Consider the following 15,350-nt stretch of genomic DNA (forward strand, 5'->3'; position numbering starts at 1 on the left):
AAGCGCGGCAACTAGGGTTATTGCAAGTTTTTCATTGGATTGTCCTCTTAGGGTGAGTTCACATTTCGGGCTATTCTGCCGGTACCGGTGATGCCTCTCGGCCGGGTTCCTGCAGCAGGGTTCGGTTGACCCGTGCAAGAGCCAACCGCTTCCAGATCACAAAGATTGAAGGAATGACGAAAAGGGTTAGCAGCGTGGCAGTGGCCATGCCGCCGACCATCGGGGCGGCAATGCGCTGCATGATTTCCGAGCCAGTGCCCTGACCGTACATGATCGGAATGAGGCCCGCGAAGATTGTCGCCACTGTCATGACCTTGGGGCGCACCCGCAGAAGCGCGCCTTCGAATACCACCTCTTCGACATCATCGGTTGTTAACTTGCGCTGAGCTTCAGCCGCGAGGTTTTTCCGCTTTTCCCAGGCTAGGTTGAGGTACAACAGCATGACAATCGCGGTTTCAACCGCGACACCGGCAAGCGCAATGAACCCCACCAGAACGGCGACAGAGATGTCGAAGCTCAAGTACCACAGGAACCAGACTCCTCCTGCGAGGGCAACCGGCAACGCGGCAAGGATGATCCCAACCTCGATGACGCGGTTGAAGGCCAGAAAGAGCATCAGCGTGATGATAAGCAGCGTTGCCGGCGCTACCAGCTTCAGCCGCTCCTGCATGCGCTCAATGTACTCGTACTGACCGGACCATGTGATCGAGTAGCCAGGCGGCAATTCCACCTTACCGGCGACCAGTTGACGGGCTTCGGTAACGTAGCCTCCCAGATCCCGGCCGGCGAAGTCGATGAAGACAAATCCAGTGCGGCGTGCGTTTTCGGACCGGATCATACCGGGCCCATCCACCACTTGGATCTCTGCCAGGTTGCCAAGGGGGATATGCGCGCCGGACGGTGTGACCAACGGAAGGTCGCGCAGGCGTTCGGGGCTGTTCCGCCATTCCTGGGGGTAGCGCAGGTTTATTGGAAACCGCTCAAGACCTTCCACGGATTCCGACACCTGCATCCCGCCGATGGCGGTCTGAACGACATCCTGCACTTCACGCACGCTCATCATATAGCGCGCAGCGGCATCGCGGTTGACGCCGATCTCCACAAACCGCCCTCCTACAGGCCGCTCTGCATAGGCTGATGCCGTGCCGTCGATACCTGCAACCACCCGTTCGATATCGACACCAATCTGCTCGATGACGCTCAAATCAGCGCCGGAGATTTTGACACCGACGGGTGTCTTGATCCCTGTGGCAAGCATATCGATGCGGTTCTTAATCGGCTGAATCCAGACATTGGTCACACCAGGAATTTGTACAGCGCGGTCAAGCTCGTCGCGTATGCCCTCCATCGTCATGCCCGCGCGCCATTCGGATTCAGGTTTCAGCTGAATCGTCGTCTCGATCATTGTGAGCGGGGCGGGATCCGTGGCGGTATCGGCGCGTCCAAGCTTGCCATGCACCGTCGCGACCTCAGGGACCGCAGCAATCAGCCGGTCAGATTGCTGCAGCACTTCGCGTGCCTTGCCGATGGAGACACCGGGATACAGTGTCGGCATGTAGAGGAAATCGCCCTCGTTCAGCTCTGGCATGAACTCGGTCCCGATACGCTGGAGCGGCCACCACATGGAAGCGACAAGCACACCGGCCAGCAACGTTGTGGCCCAGGGCCACGCGACAGCAGCGTCCAGAAAGGGACGGTAGATCCAGATCACGATACGGTTCAGAGGGTTCTTGTGCTCCGAAAGAATCCGGCCGCGCACAAAGTATCCCATCAGAACTGGCACCAGCGTGATGGAAAGGATCGCCGCCGCTGCCATTGCGTAGGTCTTTGTGAAGGCCAGCGGCTTGAAAAGCCGCCCTTCCTGGCTTTCCAGAACAAAGACCGGCAAAAAGCTCACGGTGATGATTGCCAGGGAAAAGAAAAGTGCCGGCCCCACTTCGGTTGCGCATTCGGTGACGAGGCGCCAGCGATTCTGATTGGTCAGCTTTTCCTTCTCTAGCCTTCGGTGCATGGCCTCGATCATGACGATAGCCGCGTCCACCATCGCGCCGATGGCGATGGCAATCCCGCCCAAACTCATGATGTTGGCATTCACCCCCTGCAGCTTCATGATGATGAAGGCTGCAAAGATGCCGAGAGGCAGTGACAGAAGGATCACCAGGGACGAGCGGATGTGCAGCAGGAAGGCTGCACAGACCAGAATGACAACGATAAATTCTTCGGTCAGCTTTGTTTCGAGATTCTCGATTGCACGCTCGATAACGCCCGCGCGGTTGTAGGTTGTGACAAGCTCAACGCCTTCAGGCAGGTTTGACCGCAACTCTTCGATACGCGCCTCAACAGCCTTGATCGTGGCTAGGGCGTTCCCGCCCCAGCGCAGAATCACTACACCGCCGACAGCATCACCCTCGCCGTTAAACTCCCCAACTCCACGGCGCATTTCCGGCCCAAGGCGGATGTCTGCCACGTCGCCAACTGTCAGTGCCGCACCGCGTTCGTTGACCATAAGCGGTGCTTTGGCCAGGTCCGCCAGTTCATCAACATAACCTGTAGAGCGGATCATGAATTCCGCCTCGCCCATTTCGATCACAGAACCGCCGGTCTCGCGGTTGGCGTTTTGAATGGCACTGCGGATTTGCGGCAGGGTGACGTCAAAGGCGCGCAGCTTGTTCGGGTCCACAACGACCTGATACTGTTTGACCATCCCGCCTATGGTTGCGACCTCGGACACACCCTCGACGGTTTGCAGCTCATACTTCAGAAACCAGTCCTGGAGTGTTCGCAGCTGGGCCAAGTCGTGCCCGCCTGTCCGGTCAATAAGCGTGTATTGGTAAATCCAGCCGACACCGGTTGCATCCGGCCCGAGCTGGGGCGAAACCCCTTCCGGAAGGTTCGCAGTAATCTGACCCAAGTATTCGAGAACGCGGGTGCGCGCCCAGTAAAGGTCAGTGCCGTCTTCAAAAACGACATAGACGTAGCTGTCGCCGAAAAAGGAAAACCCCCTCACGTCACTGGCTCCGGGCACAGCAAGCATGGCAGTGGCAATGGGGTAAGTGACCTGATCTTCGACAACCTGAGGGGCTTGCCCGGCATAAGGCGTGCGGACAATGACCTGCACATCCGACAAGTCGGGAATAGCATCTACGGGGGTTTCGCGGATCGCCCAGACACCGATCACGCCCATCATGACTGCAAGTGCAAGAACGACGAAGCGATTTGCAACAGAAGCCCTTATTACAGAAGCGATCATTGAGTCACCTCAACCGGCTTTGTGCCTACCAGGGTCATTGAGAAGTCTGCGTTCTGGGTGAAAAGCAGAGTCAATTCTTGTCCGTCCGGCAATCCAGCTAAGTCGAGGGCTGGATCAATCGAGAAGTCCATGGTCATACCCGGCATGCCAATCTGCTTTACTGGGCCGTGCGTGATGTTCGCCGTCCGGGTTTCAGGGTCGACGCTATTGATCTTGCCCAATACCTCCATCGGCGGCGAGACCGTTTCCACCCCGGTGAGCACCATGGTCATGCCGTCTGGACGCGCAAATGTCAGCGCCACTTCGTTGCCGACCGGAAGGCTGGTAATTTCCAGGTCTTCACCCACTTCGAAATTCATGGTCATGCTTGGCATGCCAATTTCCATGATAGGGCCGTGGGTTATCGTGGCCATACGGGTTTCGGCGTCGACCTGATCAATGGTTCCGGAAACGAGAACGTCTGAAGCATCCTCGGAGGTGATTTGTTCATTGGTCTCAGGGGTTGCATCTGCGATAGGCTGGGGGCCTGCAGCCCGGACAGCGATAACGGTGAACATCCCGTCATCGTCTTTTGAGAGATCGAACTCTACTGGCACATCCATGGGTACTTCGGCAGTGTCTAGACCTGCCACTGGCATATCCATTTGCATTGCAGGCCAGCCGAGTTCAGGAATAGGTTCATGTGAGAGCGACAGCTTTCCGTCCGTTGTCACGCCACTCACAATTCCGGTACCTGTGGCAGCAACACCGTCGTCTGGACCAAGCTCAATGAGCCCGAGCAGGCCATCTGCTCCACGAGACAGCCGAAACGACACCTGCTGACCTTCAACCAAACGCGAAAGAGAAACATCAGCCCGGATCGGGAAACTAGACGTCATTTCTGGCCAGTCGAGGCTGTCTAGAGCACCGTGCTGGATCTTTGCCATACGGGACCCAAAATCCAGCGCAACCAACACTCCTGATCCACGTGCAGGAGCTTCATCTGTCGGCGCCATGCGCATAAGTCCGGCGCTCAGTGCACTTTCGCTGTCGATCAGGAATTGAGCGGAGGCTACAACCTCTTCTCCAGGCTCCAATCCCTGTGCGACTTCTGTCCGCCCGCCGCCGCCGAAATTGTCACGCAGCCCTGCGGTGATGAGGCGGGGTTTGAAAGTGCCGTCGCCGGTTTTCAGTATCACCCGTTCTGCGGTGCCGGTGCGGATAACAGCCTCGGTCGGGACCGTGAGCGCCATGCGGTTTTCTGACGGGATCAGGCTGACTGTACCGAACATGTTCGGGCGTAGCAGCATGTCAGAGTTGTCAAATTGCAAGCGAACAGGAAGCGTTCGGGTCACAGCGTCAAGTTCAGGGTAGATGTAGTCAACTGAACCTTTGAAAACACGGCCGGGCAGATGCTCGAAACGCGCTTCAGCAAGCATATTGTCAGTCAGCTTTGCAATGTCGCGCTCAAAGACATCGACAATTAGCCAAACGGTTGTAAGCTCTGTCAGCGATGCAGCGCGTGTACCGGGCTGCAGAAACATTCCGTCCGCAGCCTCAAGTGAAATCAAAACGCCATCCTGCGGAGCCTCGACTTCAATGTTGCGCTCTGGAATGCCTCTGGTTTCAATACGCTTGATTTGCCTGTCAGACATGCCGTGACTGCGCAGTTTGTTACGCGCGGCATCAATGATCTGCGATTTGCCTGCTTCAATAGCGCGAACCAGGTCACCAGCTGATGAGCCGATCTGAGGGGAGAACATCTCAAATAAGACGTCGCCCTTTTGAACGGGGTCTCCGACAGCGCGCACATTCAGCTTTTCAATCCAACCGTCCACGCGAGTGTGAACATGGCTTGTCCGGTGCTCGTCATAGCCAACAAAGCCAACGGTTTCGATCTTGCCGGAAACCTCGGACATCCGTGAAATCGCGGTGCGGACGCCAATGGCGTTAATCTCTGCCGCTGATAGCTGCACTTCTGCAGGATCCCCGGAAGGCTCTTGGCCTGCATATACAGGAACAAGATCCATGCCCATGGGGGATTTACCCGGCCCTGGTTGCCGGAAGTTCGGATCCATCGGTGCAACCCAATACAAGATCTCGGCCTCGTTCGTCCCTGACATTGATACCGGGTTGAGGATAAGTCTTTCGAGAGAGATGCCTCCCGCAACTCCTGCAGCAAGCGCAAGAAAACCGAGAGCAAAATAGCGTCCACGCATGGAAAACCTCGTTTTGGCTTGCGGGATGCAAGCCTTGTCTGATCAGAAACAGATGGCGCACTCGATTGGGCGCCAAGCGAATTCAATCAGATTGAACGGGGAGGACGATCATGCGGGAGTTCTGACCTGGAAATTACTCCGGCCGAGCTCGCTATCACAAGTTGAACAGTTACCAGGCGGCGCTCAACAGACGGAATTGGAGCTGCGTTGAACTCGTGAAAACAGCAAACGGCCACCGAACAAGTGGCATACCGTTCTTCATCAGGGATTTCGCAGGTGCCCTTTTGATGATGCCTGTGCGGCATTCTTTTTGCCGCTTTGTGCAAAGTGCATGTCTCGTGCTGTACGTCAGAAACAGCGACGGTGGAATTTGCGGGAGGCGATGCATGAGCAGAAATTGCCGCAAGCGTGTTCAAGAAAACCACAGCAAGAAGTAGGGTTGACGCACCGGCGCGTATCAACCGACCAAAGTCACTCCTGAACCCAGTAACTGCCATAGCGTGGCACATAATCAAAATTTTCTCCGGCGCAACCCCTTCCGGTGCGAAATGAAGGCCATCAGGCTCCCTGGTCCCTAGCTGGTGAAACTGGGGTCATGCGTTGGGCGCGTTGTCTGCCAAGCTTGGGCAACGGCTTCCCCGCGCATCGTTTGGGATCTCCTCAGCCCTTCTGTTTCTAGAAGCACTGATGATCGCTCTCTGCTCAGAAAGGCCGTAAAAGTGCAGAACGTTTTGCGGCGAACTGACAAAAGCGCACCCGGTTCGCAAATGTATCAAAACGTATCCTTGAGTTGGAGACCCACACTGGCTAGCTAGATAGAGCTAAGGGAAACGGAGCTGTTTTATGCGCTCAAAAGCGGGAAAATTGTGGACATCGTTGACGCTGGCGTTGTTGCTGGCGCTGTCCGCACTTTTCGCGCCCCTGACTGCAGAAGTAGAAAATCAGGCTGAGGCCGCTCCTGTTGCCCAGCATGAAACGGCAGACGGGCACAGCCATTCCGGCCCCGGCCCATGCCACAAGGCTGCGGCCTGTGAAGTCCCGGTTGCACTGCAGCCCTGGCAGCAAGTTTCCATCACCGAAAAAGCAGGAAAGCTGGCGGTCGTCCTGAATGATTCCGGCTTGGCTTCTGTGGCGCCTGAAGCGCACCTTCCACCTCCCAAAACGTGATCCCAAGCACCTGAGCCCTCTGCTTGGCATTCCCTTCGCTTGAGGACTGCAGCAGCGTGCAATTGCACCGTTCTATGAGTGACTGCTGCTTCGGCTGATTCCGGCGCGCAAAAACTGCGCTTGCGGATGCCTGCAGGGGCCAACTGATCAACATCTCAACAGACCAAAGGATTGACGATGCCACCCATCGCACCTTGGCGCACGGCCATTGCCGGCGCTGCCCTTGCCCTGTCCGCGACTGCCGCGGCCCAGGCCGGGACCTATGACATCACAGTGGACAAGATCGGCATCAACGCCGGGGACTTCCGCAAGTCCGGTGTCGGCTACAACAACAGCCAGACCCCGACGATCCTGCGCTTGAAGGAAGGCGAAGAGGTCACGCTCAATGTGACAAACAACCTGCGCGAGGACACCTCGATTCACTGGCACGGGCTGATCCTCCCCTTCGACCAGGACGGGGTGCCGGAGATCAGCTTTGACGGCATCAAGCCGGGCGAAACCTTCACCTACAAGTTTCCGATCACGCAGGCGGGCACCTACTGGTTCCACAGCCATTCCGGCTTTCAAGAGCCGGACGGGGCCTATGGCGCCATCGTCATCGAACCGAAGCGCGGTGAAACGGTGCGGGCGGACCGCGACTATGTGGTGCAACTGACTGACACCCACCCGCACCGCGGCAAGCGGATCATGCGGAATCTCAAGATGTCGGCGGATTACTACAACCGCTCGCAGCGCACGCTGCAGGACCTGATCCAGGATTCCGGCAGCATGGGCCTGAAGGCGGCGCTGGAAGACCGCAAGATGTGGGGCCGGATGCGAATGATGCCGACTGACATCGAGGATGTTCAGGGCTTTGCTCCGATGATTAACGGCCAGAGCACAGCGCAGAACTGGACTGGCCTGTTCAAGCCAGGCGAGAAAGTCCGGCTGCGGCTGATCAACTCCTCCGCCATGGCCTATTTTGATGTGCGGCTGCCCGGTCTGAAAATGACTGTGGTGCAGGCTGACGGCAATGACGTGAAACCGGTCACCGTGGATGAGCTGCGCATTGCGGTGGCGGAGACCTATGACGTGATCGTGCAGCCCAAGGAAAACCGCGCCTATAGTATTCTGGCGGAATCCATGGGCCGCACCGCGATGGTGCGCGGCACCCTGGCGCCGCGCGAGGGGCTGGCTGGGCCAGTTCCGCAAATGCGACCCAAGCCGCGGCTGACGATGGCCGATATGGCCGGCATGATGGGTGACATGGGCATGGAAGGCCATGTGATGCGCAGCGACACCGGCATGTCCGACAGTGTCATGATGATGCCCGGCATGGATCACAGCCAGCACCAGATGCCGGCCGCCTCTGACAGCCCGTCCATGGCTGGAATGGACCACAGTCAGCACAACATGGCTGCGCCGGCCAAAGCTGAACCGACGGCTGAAATGGACCATAGCCAGCACAATGTGAGCGGCGCCAAGACATCCAAAGGCGGCGCAATGGCGGGGATGAACCACAACGGGCATCAGATGGTGATGGCCGGCGAACAGGAGGGTTTTTACGCGGCGGGCAGCGGGCTGACTCCCAGCGCGGCCAACGGTGGAAAATTCCTCTCCTATGATGATCTCAGCGCCCGCCGGCCGCTCTACAGGGACCGTCCGGCGACACGCGAGATCGAGCTGCGCCTCACTGGCAACATGGAGCGCTACATCTGGTCGATCAATGGCAAGAAGCTGTCCGAGGCCGAGCCGCTGCGGCTGAAGTACGGCGAACGGGTCCGGTTCAAATTCGTCAATGAAACCATGATGGCCCACCCGATGCACCTGCATGGCATGTGGACGATCCTGGATACCGGCAAGGGCCGCAGGGATCCCATCAAACACACTGTCAGCATCGCGCCGGGCACCACCGTCTACACTGAAACCGAAGTCGATGCGACAGGCCAGTGGGCCTTTCACTGCCACCTCTCCTACCACGCTGACGCGGGTATGTTCCGCAAAGTGATCGTCGAAGGCGGCCCCGCTTGACCCTGCAAGATCAGAAAGAGACGCAAACATGAGCAAAACACGCAACGCGGCCTTTGCCGCTGCCGGCGCGGCGGCACTTTGTTCCGCCCCTGCCAGGGCAGAGCAGCTGATCTACGGCTTTCAGGCAGAGCAGCTAGAATACAGGCAAAGCGACGGTGAGGACGCCTTTGTTTGGGATTTCGATGCCATGATCGGCACCGATGAGCTGAAACTTGTCTGGCGCAGTGAAGGGGAAAGGGTTCAGGGATCGGGCGAGCTTGAAGCCCTGGAAAACCAGCTGAGGCTGCAGTTCCCGGTGTCTACCTTTTTTGATGCAGTGGTTGGGGTGCAGGCCAGCACGCCAGACGGCTTGCCTGATCGCTACAACGCGGTGCTGGGCCTCAAGGGGCTGGCGCCGCAGTGGTTCGAAATCGACGCCGACCTGTACCTGTCGGACAACTCATTCTTCCGGTTCGAGGGAGAGTATGAGGCTGCGCTGACCAACCGCCTGATCCTGACTCCGAACCTAGAGCTGACAGTGCCGCTGCAGGATGATCCAGCCTACGATCAAGCAGCAGGCGGCGCCACGGTCGAAGCAGGTCTGCGGCTGAGCTACGACCTGATTGACCGGGCGGTCTCTCCCTACATCGGCGTAAACTACGAGGAATCCTTTGGCGGCACAGCGGATCTGCTGCGCGCCAGCGGTGAAGAGAACGGTGTGTTCTCGGTCGTCTTCGGAACCCGCCTGATGTTCTGAACTCTGACGCCAGGCTGGGACAGCCCGGTCTGGTGGATCCCCTTTCCGCCATAGTTCCGGCGGCGGAAGGGTAATTTCCCCTCTCGAAATCATGGAGATACCAATGAAGAAGCTTTTCATTTCCGCGGCGCTGGCTGCTCTGACCAGCACACCTGTTCTGGCCGGTGTTTCGGGCCACGGCGACGGCCAAGGCGCCCATGGCAGCCACGGCGAGCAGATGGCGGCCGGCATGCCCGGAAACCGCAGCAAGGTTAGCCGCACAGTGAAAGTGATTATGAAAGAAACCGACGACGGAGAAATGATTTTCTCCCCCTCATCCATGGAGTTCAAGCAGGGTGAGACCATCCGCTTCATGGTGGTGAACAAAGGTGAACTGGACCACGAATTCGTTCTGGATACCCAAGAACGAAACGCCATGCACAAGCAGGCAATGGCTGGCGGGATGGAAATGCACAATACGCCGAATGCCGTCACCCTGGCTCCTGGCAAACGCGGCGAAGTCATCTGGAACTTCAGCAATGGCGGTACATTCGAATTCGCCTGCCTGATCCCGGGTCACTATGAATCCGGCATGTATGGAAAAGTCGCTATAGAGTAACACTCCCGGGCGCCATACCACTCACGAAAATGCAGCTGGCGCCCCACTGCGCGGTAAATCTTTTGATTTGCCGCGCCTTTTCTTTCCTTTTGCCAACTGTGTTCAATGCCTGCCGAGCAATCTTTTCCAGAACTCTTCTCTTTCGTCCATGGCGTCGCGAATTGGCTGGGCTTCAGACTTAATGAAGCCTCGCCGGAATGGCTGCATCCAGCAATGCATCTGGTTCTACTGCTGGCCCCGGCGCTGCTGGCAGTCTCTGCGGCTGCGCTGCTCGGCCGGGCGCTCCATTTGCGGCTTGCGCGTTCCTCCGCCAGCCTTGCGACCGCGTTGACCGTGTCCGTCGCCGGTCTTGACCGGAACCTAGTTACCCACATTGCCCGGACCACGCGCCGGCAGCAGTTTTTCCTACTGCTTCTGAGCCTGTCTTTATTGCCTGTGTTGTATCTATCGTTGGAACTGCCCAAGCAGATCGTGAATAACGTATTGAGCAAATCGCACGCACCGCTGCGCCTGCTGGGATATGATCTGACTGCTACGCAGCATCTGGCAGTTCTAAGCGGTGTTTTTCTGCTGGCAATCACGCTGAACGGTGTCGGGAAGTACTTGCTGAATGTGCTGAAAGGGCGGCTTGCCGAACGCTGTCTCAGACGTCTCCGGCTGCTCATCTATTGTCGTTGGCGCAAACAAGCCGGCCGCCCGCGAAAAAGCGAGCTTCCGCAAATTCTGGGGCAGGAAGCAGAGCCGATTGGCGGCTTTGCAGCGGATCTGGTTGCGCTTCCGGTGACCCAGGGCGGAACCTTGCTTACAATCCTGCTGTTCATGTTCATACAGGATCCGATCCTGGGTGCTTCGGCACTGACTGTTCTGCCGCTGCAACTGTTTCTGCTGCCCTATTTGCAGCGTATCGTAAACCGGCTGAGCCGGGAACGTATTCAGGAGATGCGGAGACTTACCCGCGGTCTAACGGAACAGCTGAACCCTGAACAGGACCGCCCCAGAGATGTGCTGCTTACAATGGCCTCGTTGCGGCAGTTGGAGGCGATCCGCAGACGTATCCACCGGGTGAAGTTCTTTGCCAAGGCGTTGAACAATTTCCTGACCGCTCTGACACCGTTCCTCTTTTATTCGCTAGGCGGGTACTTTGTGCTTGAGGAACGCATCACTCTGGGCGCTCTGATCGCGGTATTGGCGGCGCATAAGGATTTCTCAGCTCCGCTGAAAGAGCTGTTCCGCTTTTATCAGCAGCTCGAAGATACCCGGATACGCTACAAGGAGATCCTGGGGTTTCTGTTGGAACCTCAGAAAGCGGATTTAATGCCGGCAGTGAAATGCTGACATCCAGCAGCGCTGCAGCCCAGCCTTCTGGCGGAAGAAGCTATGCTGGCAAGTCCGTCCGATCTCATTGGATCCCGTTTGCGCGCTGCAGCTCGCGCACGTAGCGTGTCACCAGGTTGACTTCGCCATCAGTCACTCCGGGCACTGGCGGCATGTTTCCGAACCGCCAGTGATGTGCTCGTACGCCGTTTTTGGCAGCCAGCAGGAATGCGGTATCGGAGTGGTGGCTTGGCTCATAGATCTTGTGAACCAGCGGCGGGGCAACCCCTTCCTGACCAGCGGCGTTTTCGCCATGGCAGGATGCGCATTTGGCTTCAAAGATGCGTTTTCCGACCTGTGCGTTTTCAGAAAGGGTCTCGGGCAGCTTAACCTCAACAATAGCTACGCTCTCCAATGTGGCTTCCGCTGCTCCCGGCTTCTGCTCTGTTGGCCGGGAAACGCCCCACATGGCAAATCCGCCGACGGCAATCACTGCTATTGCAAGTAAAAGGCCCGTTCTGTTCATGTCTTCACCGTCCAATTTCTAAAGTTGCCACCGTTGCGGGAGCCGTCCTGGCGGCCATTAGATTTGCGGCCTTCCAGCGCGGGAAGGTCAACGCCTGTACGGCCCGTGATTTGTATCGGTGTGTATCCGAAAATAGCCGGTCTCACTGTCCAAGCGGCAGCTTCAGCACGGCGCAGAGACCGCCCACTGGCTGGTTGCGCAATGTGAGGCTGCCGCCATGCGCGCGCAGGATGGTGCGGGCAATCGACAGCCCCAGCCCGTGTCCGCCGGTTTCAAGCGAGCGAGACTCTTCCAATCGCGTGAAGGGATCGAATACACGCTCCAAGTCAGTTTCCGGAATACCCGGTCCTGGGTCCGACACTGTGATTACCGCGCCGCCGTCCTGTAATCGATATTCAACCTGCGCCGCGCCGCCATACCTCAGCGCGTTTTCAATCACATTGCGCAGAGCCCTGCGGATGGCGTTCTGCCGCAGGCAGATCTGGACGGGATCCCCAGGCAGCAGTTCAAAACCGTTCAGCATGTCGTTTCGTAAAGCTTGGAGAAAACTGCCCAGCTCGCAATCTTCAGGCTCTTCTGCGTCCGCCAAACCACGGGCAAAGGAGAGTGTTGTTTCGACCATGCTCTGCATCTCCCCGATAAGGGATATCATGCTACAGCGGGTTTCATCGTCTTCCACAAACTCTGCCCGCACCCGCATGGCTGTCAGCGGTGAGCGCAGGTCGTGGCCTAATGCGGCAAGCATCCGGGTACGCTCGGCAACCAGGCTGGTTATTCGATGCTGCATCCTGTTGAACGCATGGATGAGCTCTTGTACCTCCAGAGGCCCTTCTGAGGGAAGCGGTTCAGTAGCTTTCTCACCCCCCAGGTTTTCCGCCGCTGAAGAAAGCATGCGCAGTGGAGCCGTGACACGGGTCAGCACAAACAGAAAAATTACAGCCAGGATGAAGCCTGCGCTGAGGGCAAAAGTGATAGTCGGCTGTAAGGACCATTGCAGCGGTGGCCGCTCGAACAATGTCGCTGCGTTCAGCCATTGGCCATCGCTCAGCGCAATTGACAGGTTCAATTCAATTGCCAGCATCTGGCCGCGCATCATTTCCCGATGGATCTCAGCCATCTCTGGTTCCAGATACGGAAGTGGCAGTCCAGCACTATCAGTCTCGTGCAGTTCAGCCCTGATCTCCCGGTTGGTGTCTCCGCCCAGTAGTGCGCGAACCCGTGCCTCGGCAGCACCATCGGTGTCATGTGAAGTGTGCGTTACGTTCGGGCCATCGCTCAGTTCGAAACGCACCAAGGGAGAATTGGCAGCCCGGATAATCGAGGGGTGAAGGGACGGGGGAGCTTCTTCAATCAGCCTTGCGACATTGGCTGCCCTGCCGGCTGCTTCGGTGCTCATCGCAGCCCGGATCGCTAGGCTGCGTTCCCCAGACAAGAAGAACAGGCTTACGGCTTGTGCGGCGGCCAGCGCCAGCACGACCAAAAGCACTAACTGCGACCGCAATCTGCGCGGAGCAAAACTCATTGATCCAGAACCTCGATATCTACGGACAAGCAGTATCCGCCATTGCGAACCGTAGTAATCAGGCGCGGGCGCAAGGGATCACTCTCGATCTTGCGGCGGAGGCGGCTGATCTGATTGTCAATTGTCCGATCCATTGGCGCCGCTGCACGGCCAGCGGTCAGATCCATCAACTGATCGCGGCTCAGTACCAGGCGGTTACGCTCTAGCAGCACGATTAGCAGCTTGAATTCGGAGCCGGTCAACGCCGTCTCTTGTCCTGCGCTGTCAAGGATCACCCGCCTGTCGCTATCCAAAACACATTGCCCGAACTTCACGCGTTTTCCTGCCAAGCGGCCTGCGGGTGGTTCTTCCTTTGCTGTACGGCGCAGGATGGCCCGAATGCGGGCCAGCAGCTCGCGCGGGTTAAAAGGTTTGGCCAAGTAATCGTCTGCACCGGTCTCCAGCCCGGTGATCCGGTCGTGCTCCTCGCCCAAGGCGGTCAACAGCAGCACTGGGAATTGCCCTTCTTGAGATAAGCGTTTGCAAACCGACAACCCGTCCTCACCTGGCATCATCACATCCAGAACAACCAGATCGAAGCTTCCGGACGCGAGCATCGCATCCATTTCTTTGGCGTCTTTGGCGGCGGAGGACCGCAAGCCGTTTTTCTCCAGGTAACGTGTGACCGCAGACCGGATTTCGCGGTGATCGTCGACCACCAGAATATGGGGGGTGTTGCTCATACTTGTTTGAAATATACGAACACTGCGGCAAGGTTCGAGAGAGATTTGTCGCGAAGTGTATCAGAGGCAGCTTCGCTTGCTTCTCTGTTTGCGCAGTATTGAAAACACTCTGCAGCGAGCGAGCAGTCCTTGCAGAAGGCTTTCCTGCTTATCTTCGAGTGCATAAATTTAAGCTCCCAAATGAACAAGCCGCGTGGTCCAGCAGAGTGAAACGCGACGGTCGGCCGCTTGACCCGGATGGGTAGGAAAGGCATCGTTGCCTGTGTCCGTGAACTTAGCCACGAAAACGGGATAAACTGAGCAGTGCGCCTTTTTGCCAGACTGGAAATCGGGTATTTGCTGCTGGCTGCGGGTCTACTCGTCGCAGTTATCTTCCTGTCTGCAAGTCAGGCAAATGCACATGGGGCTGGCGGCGGAGCGCATATCACTGTCACTGTTCAGGACACTGATCAAGAACAGGCGGGCAGTAGCCATACTGAACACTGTCATGGCAGTTCGCTCTGTGGTGGTTTCGCTGTTCTCATAGGCAATTGCCTTTCAATGCGGCCAAGCATGCAGATCTCTCGTCATGATATGCCGCTGGCCCTGTTGAGGCGGTTTACGATCACTGGCTTTGATCCGCCGCCGCCCCGTTACCTTTCCTGAATGCTGATCCTGCGCCTTCAAAGCGCAATCTCAAATTATTTCAGGAAAACAAGATGACACTTTCCAAACTGGTTTCCGGCGCCGCATTGGCGTCGCTCATTGCTGTAGCTGCTCATGCCCATAGCGGTGCAACAGGGGTCGTTAAGGAACGGATGGATGGCATGGGAGTTATGAAAGACAGCATGAAAGTGCTGGCTCCGATGATGCAGGGAAAAACGGCCTATGATGCAGCCGCAGTCCGCAGAGAGGCAAAAAAAATCGGAGCCCATGCAGGTGATGTCCTGACGGCGCTCTTTCCAGAAGGTTCAAATAGGCATCCATCTGAAGCCAAGGCTGACATATGGACCGACTGGGAGGATTTCGTCGATCTCGCGGAAAGATTGCAGACCTATTCTGATGGTCTGGCCTCGGCGGCGCAGAACGGCTTGATGATGTCAGAAGCCCAAGGGGCAGGCAGGATGTCCAACAGCACAATGATGGGATCATCTCATATGGGTTCAGGAAGCATGATGGGCGGCAGCATGATGGGCGGCGGCGCAATGATGGGCAGCAGTCCAAGTGCCGAGGCCCTGTCCCAGATGCCTGCCGACGGTGTGTTCATGATGCTGAGCCAAACCTGTTCAGCGTGCCATACCCGTTTCCGTGAGGAGTGAGGGCGGGAC

General features: G+C 57.4%; 11 protein-coding genes. 6 read left to right on the forward strand and 5 right to left on the reverse strand.

The features are described from left to right. Nucleotides 1–70: 70 nt before the first annotated feature. Nucleotides 71–3,250, reverse strand: a complete 3,180-nt coding sequence (locus tag K3725_RS21740; RefSeq protein WP_260018980.1) for an efflux RND transporter permease subunit — start codon at nt 3,248–3,250, stop codon at nt 71–73. After that, nucleotides 3,247–5,448 (reverse strand): efflux RND transporter periplasmic adaptor subunit, encoded by a 2,202-nt coding sequence (locus tag K3725_RS21745; RefSeq protein ID WP_260018981.1) that lies wholly within the window; start codon nt 5,446–5,448, stop codon nt 3,247–3,249. The genes K3725_RS21740 and K3725_RS21745 overlap by 4 nt, the downstream gene beginning before the upstream one ends. A gap of 843 nt (nt 5,449–6,291) precedes the next feature. On the opposite strand from K3725_RS21745, the gene K3725_RS21750 reads away from it, so the two are divergent. The 5 genes from K3725_RS21750 to K3725_RS21770 all read left to right on the forward strand — a co-directional run bounded on the left by K3725_RS21750 (nt 6,292) and on the right by K3725_RS21770 (nt 11,294). After that, nucleotides 6,292–6,615, forward strand: a complete 324-nt coding sequence (locus tag K3725_RS21750; RefSeq protein WP_260018982.1) for a hypothetical protein — start codon at nt 6,292–6,294, stop codon at nt 6,613–6,615. A 177-nt stretch (nt 6,616–6,792) separates the two neighbouring features. Further along, entirely contained in the window at nt 6,793–8,625 is a 1,833-nt protein-coding gene (locus K3725_RS21755) for a copper resistance system multicopper oxidase (protein WP_260018983.1), read from the forward strand. Between the two features lie 28 nt (nt 8,626–8,653). Then, entirely contained in the window at nt 8,654–9,361 is a 708-nt protein-coding gene (locus K3725_RS21760) for a copper resistance protein B (protein ID WP_260018984.1), read from the forward strand. Nucleotides 9,362–9,464: 103 nt separating this feature from the next. Further along, nucleotides 9,465–9,959, forward strand: a complete 495-nt coding sequence (locus K3725_RS21765; RefSeq protein WP_260018985.1) for a cupredoxin family protein — start codon at nt 9,465–9,467, stop codon at nt 9,957–9,959. A 105-nt stretch (nt 9,960–10,064) separates the two neighbouring features. After that, nucleotides 10,065–11,294: an ABC transporter transmembrane domain-containing protein gene (locus K3725_RS21770; protein WP_260018986.1), complete on the forward strand. Its 1,230-nt coding sequence runs from the start codon at nt 10,065–10,067 to the stop codon at nt 11,292–11,294. A 64-nt stretch (nt 11,295–11,358) separates the two neighbouring features. Here K3725_RS21770 and K3725_RS21775 read toward each other — a convergent pair whose 3' ends face one another. The 3 genes from K3725_RS21775 to K3725_RS21785 all read right to left on the reverse strand — a co-directional run bounded on the left by K3725_RS21775 (nt 11,359) and on the right by K3725_RS21785 (nt 14,043). After that, the gene (locus K3725_RS21775) at nt 11,359–11,799 is read right to left on the reverse strand and encodes a cytochrome c (protein WP_260019060.1); all 441 of its coding nucleotides are present in this window, start codon (nt 11,797–11,799) and stop codon (nt 11,359–11,361) included. A 142-nt stretch (nt 11,800–11,941) separates the two neighbouring features. Further along, nucleotides 11,942–13,321 carry an ATP-binding protein gene (locus K3725_RS21780; RefSeq protein ID WP_260018987.1) on the reverse strand — a complete coding sequence of 460 codons (1,380 nt, stop codon included), beginning with the start codon at nt 13,319–13,321 and terminating at the stop codon, nt 11,942–11,944. Beyond that, nucleotides 13,318–14,043 (reverse strand): response regulator, encoded by a 726-nt coding sequence (locus tag K3725_RS21785; protein WP_260018988.1) that lies wholly within the window; start codon nt 14,041–14,043, stop codon nt 13,318–13,320. The genes K3725_RS21780 and K3725_RS21785 overlap by 4 nt, the downstream gene beginning before the upstream one ends. A gap of 698 nt (nt 14,044–14,741) precedes the next feature. Here K3725_RS21785 and K3725_RS21790 point away from each other — a divergent pair. Further along, nucleotides 14,742–15,341, forward strand: coding sequence for a cytochrome c (locus tag K3725_RS21790; protein ID WP_260018989.1), 600 nt, complete (start codon nt 14,742–14,744; stop codon nt 15,339–15,341). Nucleotides 15,342–15,350 lie beyond the last annotated feature (9 nt).

Source organism: Leisingera sp. S132, from assembly GCF_025144465.1.
Lineage (GTDB): Bacteria > Pseudomonadota > Alphaproteobacteria > Rhodobacterales > Rhodobacteraceae > Leisingera.

What these genes read in the sequence shown, in the direction of transcription:
- K3725_RS21775 (WP_260019060.1), bottom strand. Translation starts at nt 11,799, where the DNA reads ATGAACAGAACGGGCCTTTTACTTGCAATAGCAGTGATTGCCGTCGGC.
- K3725_RS21755 (WP_260018983.1), top strand. Translation starts at nt 6,793, where the DNA reads ATGCCACCCATCGCACCTTGGCGCACGGCCATTGCCGGCGCTGCCCTT.
- K3725_RS21740 (WP_260018980.1), bottom strand. Translation starts at nt 3,250, where the DNA reads ATGATCGCTTCTGTAATAAGGGCTTCTGTTGCAAATCGCTTCGTCGTT.
- K3725_RS21745 (WP_260018981.1), bottom strand. Translation starts at nt 5,448, where the DNA reads ATGCGTGGACGCTATTTTGCTCTCGGTTTTCTTGCGCTTGCTGCAGGA.
- K3725_RS21780 (WP_260018987.1), bottom strand. Translation starts at nt 13,321, where the DNA reads ATGAGTTTTGCTCCGCGCAGATTGCGGTCGCAGTTAGTGCTTTTGGTC.
- K3725_RS21760 (WP_260018984.1), top strand. Translation starts at nt 8,654, where the DNA reads ATGAGCAAAACACGCAACGCGGCCTTTGCCGCTGCCGGCGCGGCGGCA.
- K3725_RS21750 (WP_260018982.1), top strand. Translation starts at nt 6,292, where the DNA reads ATGCGCTCAAAAGCGGGAAAATTGTGGACATCGTTGACGCTGGCGTTG.
- K3725_RS21765 (WP_260018985.1), top strand. Translation starts at nt 9,465, where the DNA reads ATGAAGAAGCTTTTCATTTCCGCGGCGCTGGCTGCTCTGACCAGCACA.
- K3725_RS21785 (WP_260018988.1), bottom strand. Translation starts at nt 14,043, where the DNA reads ATGAGCAACACCCCCCATATTCTGGTGGTCGACGATCACCGCGAAATC.
- K3725_RS21770 (WP_260018986.1), top strand. Translation starts at nt 10,065, where the DNA reads ATGCCTGCCGAGCAATCTTTTCCAGAACTCTTCTCTTTCGTCCATGGC.
- K3725_RS21790 (WP_260018989.1), top strand. Translation starts at nt 14,742, where the DNA reads ATGACACTTTCCAAACTGGTTTCCGGCGCCGCATTGGCGTCGCTCATT.